14 protein-coding genes are annotated in these 13,104 nt (G+C 71.7%); 7 read left to right on the forward strand and 7 right to left on the reverse strand.

Annotated features, from left to right (window positions below; all coding sequences use genetic code 11):
• Window positions 1-5: 5 nt before the first annotated feature.
• Together P2Q00_RS43655 and P2Q00_RS43660 are read left to right on the forward strand one after the other, a co-directional pair.
• Window positions 6-2,762: an ABC transporter permease subunit gene (locus P2Q00_RS43655; protein ID WP_275780336.1), complete on the forward strand. Its 2,757-nt coding sequence runs from the start codon at window positions 6-8 to the stop codon at window positions 2,760-2,762.
• On the forward strand, window positions 2,759-3,493 hold the full coding sequence (locus P2Q00_RS43660; protein ID WP_275780337.1) for an ATP-binding cassette domain-containing protein: 735 nt from the start codon (window positions 2,759-2,761) through the stop codon (window positions 3,491-3,493). The genes P2Q00_RS43655 and P2Q00_RS43660 overlap by 4 nt, the downstream gene beginning before the upstream one ends.
• Here the strand turns inward: P2Q00_RS43660 and P2Q00_RS43665 are convergent.
• The gene (locus P2Q00_RS43665) at window positions 3,393-4,031 is read right to left on the reverse strand and encodes a LysM peptidoglycan-binding domain-containing protein (protein WP_275780338.1); all 639 of its coding nucleotides are present in this window, start codon (window positions 4,029-4,031) and stop codon (window positions 3,393-3,395) included. The two genes, P2Q00_RS43660 and P2Q00_RS43665, sit on opposite strands and share 101 nt — an antisense overlap.
• Before the next feature lie 111 nt (window positions 4,032-4,142).
• A complete protein-coding gene (locus P2Q00_RS43670; RefSeq protein ID WP_275780339.1) occupies window positions 4,143-4,808 on the reverse strand; it encodes a LysM peptidoglycan-binding domain-containing protein in 666 nt (221 codons plus the stop codon).
• Window positions 4,809-5,311: 503 nt separating this feature from the next.
• Here P2Q00_RS43670 and P2Q00_RS43675 point away from each other — a divergent pair.
• On the forward strand, window positions 5,312-6,094 hold the full coding sequence (locus tag P2Q00_RS43675) for a DUF8842 C-terminal domain-containing protein (protein ID WP_275780340.1): 783 nt from the start codon (window positions 5,312-5,314) through the stop codon (window positions 6,092-6,094).
• A 61-nt stretch (window positions 6,095-6,155) separates the two neighbouring features.
• Window positions 6,156-6,545: a hypothetical protein gene (locus P2Q00_RS43680; protein ID WP_275780341.1), complete on the forward strand. Its 390-nt coding sequence runs from the start codon at window positions 6,156-6,158 to the stop codon at window positions 6,543-6,545.
• A 69-nt stretch (window positions 6,546-6,614) separates the two neighbouring features.
• Here the strand turns inward: P2Q00_RS43680 and der are convergent, their stop codons facing one another.
• The 5 genes from der to aroH all read right to left on the reverse strand — a co-directional run bounded on the left by der (window position 6,615) and on the right by aroH (window position 11,176).
• Entirely contained in the window at window positions 6,615-8,093 is a 1,479-nt protein-coding gene (der, locus tag P2Q00_RS43685) for a ribosome biogenesis GTPase Der (protein ID WP_275780342.1), read from the reverse strand.
• 80 nt (window positions 8,094-8,173) lie between these two features.
• Window positions 8,174-8,884, reverse strand: coding sequence for a lysophospholipid acyltransferase family protein (locus P2Q00_RS43690; protein ID WP_275780344.1), 711 nt, complete (start codon window positions 8,882-8,884; stop codon window positions 8,174-8,176).
• Window positions 8,842-9,528: a (d)CMP kinase gene (cmk, locus tag P2Q00_RS43695; RefSeq protein WP_275780345.1), complete on the reverse strand. Its 687-nt coding sequence runs from the start codon at window positions 9,526-9,528 to the stop codon at window positions 8,842-8,844. The genes P2Q00_RS43690 and cmk overlap by 43 nt, the downstream gene beginning before the upstream one ends.
• A gap of 203 nt (window positions 9,529-9,731) precedes the next feature.
• Entirely contained in the window at window positions 9,732-10,817 is a 1,086-nt protein-coding gene (locus tag P2Q00_RS43700) for a prephenate dehydrogenase (protein ID WP_275780346.1), read from the reverse strand.
• Complete coding sequence (aroH, locus tag P2Q00_RS43705; protein WP_275780347.1) at window positions 10,814-11,176, reverse strand: chorismate mutase; 363 nt, start codon at window positions 11,174-11,176, stop codon at window positions 10,814-10,816. The genes P2Q00_RS43700 and aroH overlap by 4 nt, the downstream gene beginning before the upstream one ends.
• A gap of 230 nt (window positions 11,177-11,406) precedes the next feature.
• On the opposite strand from aroH, the gene P2Q00_RS43710 reads away from it, so the two are divergent.
• The 3 genes from P2Q00_RS43710 to P2Q00_RS43720 are packed head-to-tail and all read left to right on the forward strand — an operon-like array spanning window position 11,407 to window position 13,086.
• The gene (locus tag P2Q00_RS43710) at window positions 11,407-12,066 is read left to right on the forward strand and encodes a hypothetical protein (RefSeq protein WP_275780349.1); all 660 of its coding nucleotides are present in this window, start codon (window positions 11,407-11,409) and stop codon (window positions 12,064-12,066) included.
• Between the two features lie 28 nt (window positions 12,067-12,094).
• On the forward strand, window positions 12,095-12,679 hold the full coding sequence (locus P2Q00_RS43715) for a DUF6529 family protein (protein WP_275780350.1): 585 nt from the start codon (window positions 12,095-12,097) through the stop codon (window positions 12,677-12,679).
• Window positions 12,676-13,086 (forward strand): Rieske (2Fe-2S) protein, encoded by a 411-nt coding sequence (locus P2Q00_RS43720; RefSeq protein ID WP_275780351.1) that lies wholly within the window; start codon window positions 12,676-12,678, stop codon window positions 13,084-13,086. Before P2Q00_RS43715 ends, P2Q00_RS43720 begins: the two co-directional genes overlap by 4 nt.
• The last annotated feature ends 18 nt before the right edge of the window (window positions 13,087-13,104 follow it).

Consider the following 13,104-nt stretch of genomic DNA (forward strand, 5'->3'; position numbering starts at 1 on the left):
CCCTGATGTCCTCCCTGACGTACGACCTCACGCTGGCCGGCCTCTCCGTCGGCAGCGCGGCCGCGCTCACCGGAATCGGCCTGATCGTGACGTACCGCGCGACCGGCGTGCTCAACTTCGCGCACGGCGCGATCGCGATGGTGTGCGCGTACGATCTGCGGCAGTGCGTGGTCGCGTGGGGTTGGCCGCTGTGGCTGGCGGCGACGGTGACGCTGGTCGTCCTGGCTCCGGCGATCGGCGTGGTCCTGGAGCGGTTCGTCTTCCGGCCGCTCGCCGTCCTGGGCAGCGACCCGGCGCAGACGCTCGTCGCCTCCATCGGGGTGTTCGTGCTGCTGGTCGGCGGGGCGGCGCTGGTGTGGGGGCAGGGGGCCCGGGACGACGCCCCGGAACTGGTGTCGGAGGACCCCTGGGGCCAACTGGCCGTGGTGCTCGTGCTGGCCGTGGGCGTCGGGGCGGTGATCCGTTGGACGCGGTTCGGGCGGGAGCTGCGGGCCGTGGTCGACGACCGGCAGCTCGCGGTGCTCGGCGGGATCGACGCGGACCGGGTGGCGGCGGCGGGCTGGGCCTTCGGTGCGTTCACGGCGGGCCTGACGGGCGTACTGCTGGCGCCGTACGTGCGCCTGGACCCGTACGGCCTGCCGCTGCTCGTCATGGAGGTGGTGGCGGTCGCGGTGGCGGCGCGGATGCGGAACCTGCCGGTGGCCGTCGTCGTGGCGCTGGGCATCGGGATCGCACAGAGCCAGCTGACGCGGCTGCATCCCTCCGGTTGGGGCGAGCCGCTGCTGCAGGCGGTGGGCGCGAACCTGTTCGTGGTGGCCCTGCTGGTCGCCGCTCTCGTCCTGCCCCGCATCGGTACGCGCGACGCCCTGCCGCGCACGGCCACCGCGCGCGTGCCGACGCCGCCGGGCGCATGGATCGTGGCCGTCGTGCTGTTCCTGCTCCCGCTGGGCTTCGCGGGCTCGGACCTGCACACGTCGGTCCAGGTGCCGGCGCTGGGCGTGGTGCTGCTGTCCTTGGTGGTGGTCACCGGCCGCGGCGGCCAGATCTCCCTCGGCCAGGCGGCTTACGCGGGCCTCGGCGCCCTGTTCACGGCGCTCCTCTCGGCGGGCCGCTTCCCGGGCCTGCCTCAGCACCTGCCCGAACTGGCCGCCCTGGCGGTGGCGGTCGTCCTGGTGGCTCCCCTGGGCGTCCTGACGGGCTGGCCGGCGATCGGCCGCCAGGGCCTTGCCCTCGCGCTGGCGACGTTCGCGGTGGGCGTCGGGGTGAGCCGCTTCGTCTTCGCCCAGCCGTACGCCACCTCGGGCCTGTCCCTGGACCGCCCAGTGGGCTTCGACGGCGACCGCGCCTACTACGTCCTCGAACTGGCCCTGCTGGCAGCCGCGTTGGTGGCCACGCGGGCGCTGCGCAGGGGCCGCACGGGCCGGGCCCTGGCCGCCATGCGGGACCACGAGTCGGGCGCCTCGGCAGCCGGCGTCCAGGTCCCGTCGCTCAAGCTGCTGGCCTTCGTCTCGGGCGCCGCGCTCGCCGCGCTCGGCGGCGGCATGCTCGGCATTGGCCTGCGCGCCTTCGACCCGGGCGCCTACGACCCCGTCCGCGGCCTGCTGTGGTTCGCCGCCGTAGTGGTACTGGGCGCCGACAGCACCCTGGGCGCCCTGGCCGCGGCCGCCCTCCTGGTGGGCCTCGACGCGGGCGCCCGGGGCGGCGTGGCGGCGGCACTGATCGGCGTACTGGCGGTGCTCGTCGGACGCTTCCCCGGGGGCCCGTACGAGGCACTGCGGACGGCAGCGGGACGACTGCGGCTCAGGCGGCGGGCGAGGCTGACGGAGCTGGGGACGCGGGCACGGGCGCGGCTGCGGCCGCCGGAGCAACGGGCCGAGCGGCGACCGGCGTTGGCGGAGGCGACGGCGACGGCCCTGCACGAGCCGCTCCGGCGGACACCACCCCCACACCCACAACCCGCAGCCGCCGACGGCGCTCCGCCCCCACAGGGGCCACCCGCACCCGACCACGAAAGTGGTACGGGCGGTGCGGGTGGGAACACAAACCCGGCCGAAGGCCGGGTGCACCCCCACACACCCGCACCTACTCTCACAGCCCGCGCCCTCCACGCCCGCTACGGCGGCTTCAAAGCCCTCGACGGAGTCGACCTCACCGTCCCCCCGGGACAGGTCACCGCCATCGTCGGCCCCAACGGGGCAGGAAAGAGCACCCTGTTCCACTGCCTGGCAGGCACCCTGCGCCCCACACACGGCCAAGTACGCCTCGGCACAAGGGACATCACGCGGCTCGCCGCCCACGCCCGCACCCGCCTGGGAATCGCCCGCACCTTCCAACAACTGGCCGTCTTCCCGTCGTTGACCGTGGAAGAGAACGTCCGCGTGGGCGCCGAGCAGGGTCGCGTGACCGATCCGACCGCCGTGGACCGGACACTGCGGCTGCTGGGCCTCGACGGACCCGTCCGGGCCGTCCCCGCCGCAGACCTCCCCACCGGCACGCTGCGCCGCGTAGAGCTGGCCAGGGCCCTCGCCGGCAGCCCCCGCATCCTGCTCCTCGACGAACCCGCCGCCGGCCTCGACAGCGCCGAGGTCGCCGCCATGGCCCGCGTCCTGAAGGCACTTGCGGCCGACGGCACCGCGCTGCTCGTCGTAGAGCACGACCTCGACCTGGTGGCCGATCTCGCGGACGTCGTGCATGTCATGACCGCGGGTCGCATCATTGCTTCCGGCCCACCGGACCACGTACTGGACGGGGTCGGCACATGAGCGGCATCGCCCTGCGCCACGCGCGCGTGCGTTACGGCCCTCTGGAGGCCCTGCACGGCGTCACCCTCGCCGCCCCCGGCCCCGGCCTCACCGTGCTGCTGGGCCGCAACGGATCCGGCCGTACGACCGCCCTGCGCGCACTGGCCGGCACCGTGCCGCTGTCCGGCGGCGCGGTGGTGTGGGACGGCACCGACGTGAGCCGCATGCCGGCGTACGAGCGGGCCCGCCGCGGCCTGTGCCTGGTCCCCGAGCGACAGGCTGTCTTCGGCTCCCTCACCGTGCACGAGAACCTCGAACTGGCGGTCAAGGACAAGGACAAGGACTACGGGAGCTACAGGCCCGCTCTCGACGCCTACCCGCAGCTGGAGCCCTTGCTCGCGCGCCGGGCCGGCACCCTCTCCGGCGGCGAGCAGCGCATGCTCGCCCTCTCCCGCGCCCTGCTGGCACGCGCGCGTGTGGTGCTCGTCGACGAGCCCGCGCAGGGCATGTCGCCCGCGGTCGCGGCCCGCACGTACGACCTGCTGGGCGCCCTGGACGCCTGCGTCGTCATCGCGGAGCAGCGGCTGCCGCCCGGGCTCCAGGACCGGACGGGCGTCATCGTGTACGAACTGCGCCGCGGCACCGTCGTGTTCAGCGGAGAGGCGGGCGAACGCGAGCGTCGGACAGGGGCGGGCCAGCCTCCTCGAAGTCCTGGTACAGCTCCTGGGCGCGGGCCGAGCCGTGCGGGATGAGCAGCTGCGTGCCGACGTTCAGCCGGTCGGGACGGTCGCCGACCATGTCCTTGTTGGCCCGGTACAGCGACAGCCAGCCGCCGTCGATGCCGTACCTGCCCGCGATCGACACCAGCGTCTCGCCGGCGTGCACGGCGTGCACACGCCCCTGGAGCCGGTACCGCTGGGAGCAGGTCGGCCAGGTCTCCCACCCCTGCGCGGCCAGCACCTTCTCGGCGACGGCGATCTGCTCCTCACGGGTGGCGAGATCCGCGCGCAGGGCGTACTTCAGCCCGCCGAAGTTCTTCCAGGTGGACTGCTGGAACTGCAGCCCGCCGTAGTAGCCGTTCCCGGTGTTGGCGTCCCACCGCCCGCCGCTCTCGCAGTCCGCGATGCACCCCCAGGGCCAGTGGTCCTTGGCGCAGTCGTAGGGCACATGCATCGCAAGTGCTCCCGGCAGCGGGGGCGGTGGTGCCGCCTGGGCCGTGACGGGGGCGAGGGCGCCGAACAGGGCGGCGGCCAGCGCCAGTGCGATCTGCGTGCGGTGCTTGCGGAACATCGGGCCACGGTATGCAGCGGGTGGCCCGCGGCCGCTCCGGCGCGTCCGGTGCACCGAAGGGCCCCACCCGGTCGGACGACCGGACGGGGCCCGCACCCGGGTGAGGGGGGCTCAGAGGTCGAGCTGCTGCCCGGGCACGATCAGGTCGGGGTCACCGCCGATGACGGCCTTGTTGACGGCGTAGAGCCTCTGCCAGGTGGTCCCGTGCCGGGCGGCGATCTTGCTCAGGGTGTCGCCCTCGCGGACGGTGTAGTCGCCGCGGGAGGCACCGCGCGTCGTGTGGCCCGTCGAACGTGCCGGCGCCTTCGACGGCTTCGACTTGACGACCGGTGAGGACTTCTTGACGACCGATGAGGATTTGCTGGTCACCGAACCGGAGGAGGCCGCGGGTGCGCTGCCGTACGCTCCGGCCCGTGCCGAGCAGACCGGCCAGGCGCCCCAACCCTGGGCGTGCTGGACCTTGGTGGCCACTGCGATCTGCTGTTCCCTGGAGGCCCCGGCGGCCGTCGGCGCATAGGCCGAGCCGCCGTACGCGCGCCAAGTGCCGGCGGAGAACTGGAGCCCGCCGTAGTAGCCGTTGCCGGTGTTGATGTGCCAGTTGCCGCCGCTCTCGCACCGGGCGATGCGGTCCCACACTCCGCCGTCCGCCGCCGCGGCATTGCCGGTCGCGGCCAGCAGCCCGAGCGGAGCGAGCAGTGCCGCCCCGGCGAGGACCGCCGTCGTACGAGCCTGCGTCTTACGAACGTTGTCGCGGTTGGTATCGGCACATTCGGACATGTAATTCCCTCTCGAAGGACTCGGGGTCCCCCAAGGCGGGGCGCACTCCCACGCATCGACGCGGTCGTCGCGCTCCGCCCCGTCCGCCGGAGGTGGTGCTGCTTGCTGGCTTGGTGCGGCCGGCGGACGGTCCCGAGCGGTGCTCGTTGCACACGGCCGAGGAATGTAGGGATCCTGTCGGGGCGTCAGCAACCAACTGCTTGTCATTCCAGGCCAGTTCGCCGTTACCGCAGGTATCGGCTATTTCCGGCCACCCACTTCATTCGCCGATTTCATGATTTGTCAACCAAGCCCTTCGATGATCTGTGACCCACTTCACGCAACCAACTTCCTTGGATTTCCAAGGAATTGACAGTGAGTGCCCGATTCCGCACCTGCGGTCACCCTGTGCGGTGGATGGTTCGATTCCGTTCGCCCTGGGGCGTGACTCCCGCCACAGATCGCCCGTTGTCTTCTTCATGAGCCCGGGACCCACCCGGGCACCGCTTCCCGAGGGAGTCACCGTGCCGCGCATGCTCGACGTCAGCGACGAGGTACGCGCCGAGATCGGCGACGAAGAAGCCGACCGGCTGCTCACCGGAGAGAACGCCCCGGGCAGTTACGACTGCACGTCCTGCCGCACCCCGGGCGACTCCGGACAGGAGCGCACCAGCACCGTCCTGTTCGTCGGCGAGGAGACCGCCGTCCTCGCCTTCGCCCACGCCACCTGCCTGCCCTCGCAGGTCGTCCAGGTCACCGAGGAGCAGCTCCAGGGGGCCGTGCGGTCCATCTCCGGGAACACCGTGGACCTGGACCCCGCGCAGGTCGTCCCCGAGCAGGCCGTGCTCGGTGTGACCAGCGGACTGGTCCTGATCGCCGGGGAGTTGCACCCGGCGCTGGTCGTCGAGCCGACCGGACCCATCGTGCGGCCGGGCACGAGCGGGCTCGGCGACGACTTCCTGCCGCTGCTGATCGAGCAGGGGTTCATGCCGCTGACGGAGCTGGCCGAGGTGCCGCCCGTGCTGCACGGCTGGTCGGTGCTGGTCGCCATGGGCCAGCTGCACGCCGTACTGCAGCCCGGCACCAACGGGGGGCAGCCGGTGGCGTGGTGGCAGGCGCATCAGCCGCTCCAGGTGACGGAAGGCTGGCGGGCCGCCGCCAACAAGCATCAGCAGGTGCTCATGTTCGCTGCGCCGGTGGGGTCCATCGGGCGTCAGCCCCGGGAGGACCTGCTGCGGGACGCACTGGACAAGGCGGCCGCCAACGGAAAGCTGGTCGGTGTCGCCATGCCTCTCGCGGGGACGTGAGAGCGCCCAAAGAGGCAGGTCCGAACCGCATCCCTTGAAGTTCGGGGTCGTTTGGACATACGTGCATGCATACGACGTTCCCCGCCGCCAGCCGTTCCAGCCGATTCCCTCCGCGCGCTCGGGCCAGGACATTTCGGGCAGCCACTCGGCCACGCCCATCTACGACGCGCTCTACTCCGAGTACGTCAAGTCCTTCCGCACGCTGCCGGGTGACCGCAGCGGCGAGGAGAACCTGGGGTTCACCGCCTTCGGGAACATTCCAACCAGCGCGGAGGCGCTCACAGGACACCGGCCGGGGTCGTTCAGCAGCTCGTACAGCGCCTACAGCGCCGGGGCCTACAGCGCCCGGCAGCAGTCGCAGTGGCAGCGCGTAGGGCACCCCGGGCAGCACGGCACGGGGATGCACCATGTGCCGGCCGCGCTGCCGCCCGGCCCGCGCAGCACCCGCTGAACAGACGGCGTCCCCCCACGACGACGGAAGGGCGGCCCCCAACCGGGGCCGCCCTTCTGCTGCGTACGGCTACTTCTTCTTGTTCCCGCGCTTCTCGCGCACCCGCACCGAGATATGGATCGGCGTCCCCTCGAAGCCGAACTCCTCGCGCAGCCGGCGCTCGATGAAGCGGCGGTAGCCCGCCTCGATGAAGCCGGAGGCGAAGAGCACGAACCGCGGGGGCTTGGTGCCGGCCTGGGTGCCGAAGAGGATGCGGGGCTGCTTGCCGCCGCGGATGGGGTGCGGGTGGGCGGCGACCAGCTCGCCGAGGAAGGCGTTCAGACGGCCCGTCGGGACGCGGGTCTCCCAGCCGGCCAGCGCGGCCTCGATCGCCGGGACCAGCTTCTCCATGTGCCGGCCGGTGCGCGCCGAGACGTTCACCCGCGGCGCCCAGGCGACCTGGCCGAACTCGGTCTCGATCTCCCGCTCCAGGTAGTAGCGGCGCTCCTCGTCGAGGGTGTCCCACTTGTTGTACGCGATGACCATCGCGCGCCCGGCCTCGACGGCCATCGTCACGATCCGCTGGTCCTGCACCGAGATGGACTCGGAGGCGTCGATCAGGATGACCGCCACCTCGGCCTTCTCGACCGCGGCCGCGGTGCGCAGGGAGGCGTAGTAGTCGGCGCCCTGCTGGAGGTGGACGCGCTTGCGGATGCCGGCGGTGTCGACGAACTTCCAGGTGACGCCGCCGAGTTCGATGAGCTCGTCGACCGGGTCACGCGTGGTGCCCGCGATCTCGTTCACCACGACGCGCTCCTCGTTCGCCACCTTGTTCAGGAGGGAGGACTTGCCGACGTTCGGGCGTCCGATCAGGGCGATACGGCGGGGACCGCCGATCGCGGTGCCGAAGGTCTGCTCGGGGGCGTCCGGCAGGACCTCCAGGACGGCGTCCAGCATGTCGCCGGTGCCGCGGCCGTGCAGGGCCGAGACGGGGTGGGGCTCGCCGAGCCCCAACGACCACAGGTAGGCCGCGTCCGCCTCGCCGCTCTGGCCGTCCACCTTGTTGGCGGCCAGCACCACGGGCTTGCCGGCCTTGCGCAGCAGTCGTACGACCGCCTCGTCGGTGTCGGTCGCGCCGACCTTGGAGTCGACGACGAACACGACGGCGTCGGCGGCCTCGATCGCGTACTCGGCCTGCGCGGCCACGGAGGCGTCGATGCCGAGGACGTCCTGCTCCCAGCCGCCGGTGTCGACGACCTTGAAGCGACGGCCCGCCCACTCGGCCTCGTAGGTCACCCGGTCACGGGTGACACCGGGCTTGTCCTCGACGACGGCTTCGCGACGCCCGATGATGCGGTTGACGAGAGTCGACTTGCCGACATTGGGCCGGCCGACGACGGCGAGCACGGGCAGCGGCCCATGACCGGCCGCTTCAATGGCCCCCTCGACATCATCGAGATCGAAGCCCTCTTCCGCGGCGAGCTCCATGAAGTCCGCGTACTCGGCGTCGCCAAGCGCTCCGTGGTCGTGCTCCTCGCCCGAGCCGTCGGAGTGGATGTGGTCGTTCATGAAGTCCGTACCTCGTCGTTCATCGTGGTGATCGGTGGAGCACCGGGTTTCTCCCGGCTGATCCACTACTCAAGTGTCGCCTAGCGCCCGGTCAGGCGCCTGGCGTTTTCCAGGTGTGCGGTGAGCTGCTTCTGGATGCGTTCGGTGGCCTCGTCGAGCGCCTTGCGCGTGCGCCGTCCGCTGCCGTCGCCCGCCTCGAAGGGGTCGCCGAAGACGACGTCGATACGGCTGCGCAGCGGAGGCAGCCCCTTTATCAACCGTCCCTGCCGCTCGGAACTTCCCAGTACGGCGACCGGGACGACCGCTGCTCCGCTGCGTACGGCGAAGTAGGCGAGCCCCGCGCGCAGCGAGGCGAAGTCGCCCTCGCCGCGGGTGCCCTCCGGGAAGATGCCGAGGACTCCCCCGGCCGACAGCACGTCCAGGGCCTGCGTGATCGCCCCGCGGTCGGCGACCGAGCGGTCCACCTTCAGCTGGCCGATGCCCAGCAGGAACGGGTCGAGCGGGCCGATGAACGCCTCCTTCTTGATCAGGAAGTGCGTCGGCCGGGGCGCCACGCCCATGACCATCGGCCCGTCGATGTTGTGGGAGTGGTTGACGGCGAAGATCACCGGGCCGGTGGCGGGCACCTTCCAGGCACCCAGCACCCGCGGCCTGAACAGCCCGTACATCAGGCCGACGCCGATCCGCCGCCCGACCTCGGCGCCTTTCTCGGAAGGGACGGATTTCCCGGAAGGGACGGAAGGTGCGGTCACTTCCCGGCCCGCTTCTCCTCGACGAGGGTGACGACGCACTCGATGACCTGCTGGAGCGTGAGATCGGTGGTGTCCACCTCGACCGCGTCGTCCGCCTTGGCGAGCGGCGAGGTCTTGCGGGAGGAGTCGGCCGCGTCGCGCTTGATCAGCGCCTCGCGGGTGGCGTGCACGTCGGCGCCCTTCAGCTCGCCGCTGCGGCGGGCGGCACGCGCCTCCGGGGAAGCGGTGAGGAAGACCTTCAGGTCGGCGTCGGGCAACACGGTCGTACCGATGTCACGGCCCTCGACGACGATGCCGTCCTGAGCGGAGGTGGCCAGCGAACGCTGCAGCTCGGTGATCCGGGTACGCACCTCGGGCACCGCACTGACCGCGCTGACCTTGGAGGAGACCTCCTGGGTGCGGATCGGGCCGGCCACGTCGATGCCGTCGACCGTGATCGTCGGGCCCGCCGGGTCCGTACCGGAGACGATCTCGGGCTTGCCCGCCACGGCGGCGATCGCCGACGGGTCGTCGATGTCGATCCCGTTGTTCACCATCCACCAGGTGATCGCCCGGTACTGGGCGCCGGTGTCCAGGTAGCTCAGGCCGAGCTGCGCGGCGACGGCCTTCGACGTGCTCGACTTACCCGTGCCGGCCGGTCCGTCGATGGCGACAATCACGGGCTTGGCGGCGCCGTTTTCCACGGGGGGACACCTTCCTGGTGCGGTGCGGTGGGTGTGTGGGGCGCGATGGCGCCCTGCACAAGGTTACTGGGTGCGCGTCACTCGTCCGGACGCGCACACCCAGCCCGTCCGGCGTTTGGGGACGAGGCCCCTTAAGGGCCGATCGGGGCCCTGGGGGCAGAGCCCCCAGGGACGGGACGGGCAGGGGCGGCGGGGGCGAGCCCCTACTGCCGGATCGCCCAGCCCCGCTCCCGCAGCGCCGCCGTCAGCACCGGCGCCGCCTGCGGCTCCACCATCAGCTGCACCAGCCCCGCCTGCTGCCCCGTCGCATGCTCGATCCGCACGTCCTCGACGTTCACCCCGGCCCGGCCGGCATCGGCGAAGATGCGGGCCAGCTGCCCAGGCTGGTCGTCGATGAGGACGGCAACCACCTCGTACGCCCGCGGAGCGGACCCGTGCTTGCCCGGGACCCGGACCTGTCCGGCGTTCCCGCGCCGCAGCACGTCCTCGATCCCGGTGACGCCCTCACCCCGCTTGACCTCGTCGGAGGACTGCAGGGACCGCAGTGCCTGCACCGTCTCCTCCAGGTCGGCGGCGACGTCGGAGAGCAGGTCGGCCACCGGCCCGGGGTTCGCGGACAGGATGTCGATCCACATCCGGGGGTCGGAGGCGGCGATCCGGGTCACGTCCCGGATGCCCTGCCCACACAGCCGTACGGCGGCCTCCTCGGCGTTCTCCAGCCGCGCGGCGACCATGCTGGACACCAGGTGGGGCATGTGCGAGACCAGCGCCACCGCGCGGTCATGGGCATCCGCGTCCATGACCACGGGAACCGCCCGGCAGTGCGAGACCAGCTCCAGGGCAAGGTTCAGCACCTCGGTGTCGGTGTCCCGGGTCGGCGTCAGCACCCAGGGGCGGCCCTCGAAGAGATCGCCGGTCGCCGCCAGCGGCCCGGACTTCTCGCGGCCCGACATGGGGTGCGTGCCGATGTAGGGGGACAGGTCCAGGCCCAGCGCCTCCAGCTCGCGGCGCGGGCCGCCCTTGACGCTGGCCACGTCGAGGTAGCCGCGGGCCGCGCCCCGCCGCATGGCGTCGGCCAGCACCCCGGCCACATGGGCGGGAGGGGCGGCGATGATCGCGAGGTCGACCGGCCCGGCGGGGGCCTCGTCGGTGCCGGCGCCGAGCGCGGCGGCCGTACGGGCCTGCTCGGGATCGTGGTCCGTGAGGTGGACGACGACGCCCCGCTGGGACAGGGCGATGGCGGCGGAGGTACCGATGAGCCCGGTTCCGATGACGAGCGCGGTTCTCACTGGGCGATGTCCTTGCGCAGGGCCGCCGCGGCGCCGAGGTAGACATGGGCGATGTCGGCGCGGGACCGCTCGGACTCGATGTGCGCGAGGACGCGGACGACGCGGGGCATGGCGCCCTCGATGTCCAGCTCCTGGGCGCAGATCAGCGGTACGTCGACGATGCCGAGCTTGCGCGCGGCGGCCGCCGGGAAGTCGCTGTGCAGGTCGGGCGTGGCCGTGAACCAGATGCTGATCAGGTCGTCGGCGGTCAGGGCGTTCCGCTCGATGATGGCGGTGAGCAGGGCCCCGACCTGCTCGTCCATGTGCCCGGCCTCGTCCCGTTCCAGTTGGACGGCTCCCCGGACCGCTCGTACCGCCACGGCTCTGCTCCTCGCTGATGTACGGATCGGCTCTTCGACCGTCCAGCCTAGTCAGCCCACGGCGGGCGGGTGCGCGACGCCCGCCCGCTGAGACGACCCGGCGATCTACGACAATGTCACCCGAATGTCTCTATTCCGCTACTTGGGTGGAGTGCACCCCGTGCGCCTCTTTACGCCGGGCCCGCCGGTCCGCTGTCATGGCAGGAAACTCGCCTCGGGGGAGGCCTTTGATGAAGCGTCCTGGACCGCTGCTGACTCTGCTCGCGGGACTACTGTTCGGCGTGTTCATGCTCACGCTCAACTCGACCACGGGGACGAAGACGGCGTCGTCCCCGTACAAGGAGAATTCGCCCGCCGTCTCGGCGCCGCCCACGCCTTCGGCGAAAAGCCCGTCGGCCACCTCCACCCCGTCCCGGACGGCGGCGCCGAGCGGCGTCTACACCGGCCGCACGGACGACGACTCCTCCGCGGTCGCCGTCTCGCTGCGCGGCGGCAAGGCGATCGCGTACTTCTGCGACGGCCACAACATCGAGTCGTGGCTGAAGGGCGACGTGAAGGCGGACGGCAGCCTGAGCCTGACCGGCGACCACGGCGCGAAGCTGAACGGCACGCTGAAGGGCAGCAAGCAGCTCCGCGGCACCGCTGACCTCGGCGGCGGGCACTACACCTTCACCATCGACAAGGCGAAGAAGCCGTCCGGGATCTACCGGGCGAACAGCCAGGTGGCCGGCGCCAGGATCGTCGGCGGCTGGATCGTCCTGCCCGGCGGCAAGCAGGTCGGCATCGTCACCCGCAATGGAGAGCCCTCGGCCGCGCCCACCATCGACCCGCAGACGGGCGCGACGACAGTCGACGGCCAGCAGCTCACGGCACACCCCGTAACGCCCTGACCTTCTCCTCCTGCCCCAGGGAGCCGACATGACCGTCGACCCGAACGCCGCCACCCAGAGCTTCCCGCCCGAGCCACCGGCCCACCGCGCGCCGAGCCCCGCCCGCTATCTGATCCCGGCGTTGGTCGCCGCCGTCGTGGCGATCGGGCTCGGGGTGTACGGCAAAACGCACCACCCGGCGGGCACCGCCTTCAACCTCGCGGGGTTCAGCAGCACGGGCGCGGTGAAGTCATGGCTGGCGTCGACCGCGTTCTTCTTCGCGCTGATCCAACTGATCAGCGCCTTCATGGTCTACGGCAAGCTGCCGGGCCCGCGCTGGTCGGCGAAGCTGCACCGCTGGTCGGGCCGTATCGCGTTCCTCGTGGCCGTCCCGGTGGCGGTGCACTGCCTCTACGCACTCGGCTACCAGACCTACTCGACACGGGTCATGTGGCACTCCGTCCTGGGCTGCTTCTTCTTCGGCGCCTTCAGTGCCAAGATGCTGCTGCTCCGCTCGGAGCGCCTTCCCGGCTGGCTGCTTCCGCTGGTCGGCGGCCTGGTTTTCACAGTCCTCACCCTCATCTGGCTGACCTCCGCCCTCTGGTTCTTCCGCACGTTCGGAGTGACGACATGACCCACCGCTCGACGCGGCGCACGGTTCTCCTCGCGACGGGCGCAGTGACGCTCGCCGCGGGCTGCAGCAAGTACGGCGACAACAGCGGCTCCGGATCGTCCTCCGTGAACGCCTCCGGCGGGCAGGAGCTGGCGAAGACCTCCGAGATCCCCGTCGGCGGCGGCAAGATCTTCAAGGACCAGAAGGTGGTGGTCACCCAGCCCAAGAAGGACGAGTTCAAGGCCTTCTCGGCGATCTGCACCCACCAGGGCTGCACGGTGAGCACAGTCTCGGGCGGCACCATCAACTGCCCCTGCCACGGCAGCAAGTACCACGTGGCCGACGGCTCGGTGGCCCAAGGCCCCGCGCCGAAGCCGCTGCCCCCGGAGCAGATCGAGGTGGACGGAAATTCGATCCGCCTGGCGTGAGGCGCCACGTACGCTCCG

This window comes from Streptomyces coacervatus (assembly GCF_029223485.1).
GTDB lineage: Bacteria > Actinomycetota > Actinomycetes > Streptomycetales > Streptomycetaceae > Streptomyces > Streptomyces coacervatus.

Excerpts from the sequence above, each read along its gene's own strand:
- P2Q00_RS43655 (WP_275780336.1), top strand. The coding sequence starts at position 6 with ATGTCCTCCCTGACGTACGACCTCACGCTGGCCGGCCTCTCCGTCGGC.
- P2Q00_RS43660 (WP_275780337.1), top strand. The coding sequence starts at position 2,759 with ATGAGCGGCATCGCCCTGCGCCACGCGCGCGTGCGTTACGGCCCTCTG.
- P2Q00_RS43665 (WP_275780338.1), bottom strand. The coding sequence starts at position 4,031 with ATGTTCCGCAAGCACCGCACGCAGATCGCACTGGCGCTGGCCGCCGCC.
- P2Q00_RS43670 (WP_275780339.1), bottom strand. The coding sequence starts at position 4,808 with ATGTCCGAATGTGCCGATACCAACCGCGACAACGTTCGTAAGACGCAG.
- der (WP_275780342.1), bottom strand. The coding sequence starts at position 8,093 with ATGAACGACCACATCCACTCCGACGGCTCGGGCGAGGAGCACGACCAC.
- P2Q00_RS43710 (WP_275780349.1), top strand. The coding sequence starts at position 11,407 with ATGAAGCGTCCTGGACCGCTGCTGACTCTGCTCGCGGGACTACTGTTC.
- P2Q00_RS43715 (WP_275780350.1), top strand. The coding sequence starts at position 12,095 with ATGACCGTCGACCCGAACGCCGCCACCCAGAGCTTCCCGCCCGAGCCA.
- P2Q00_RS43720 (WP_275780351.1), top strand. The coding sequence starts at position 12,676 with ATGACCCACCGCTCGACGCGGCGCACGGTTCTCCTCGCGACGGGCGCA.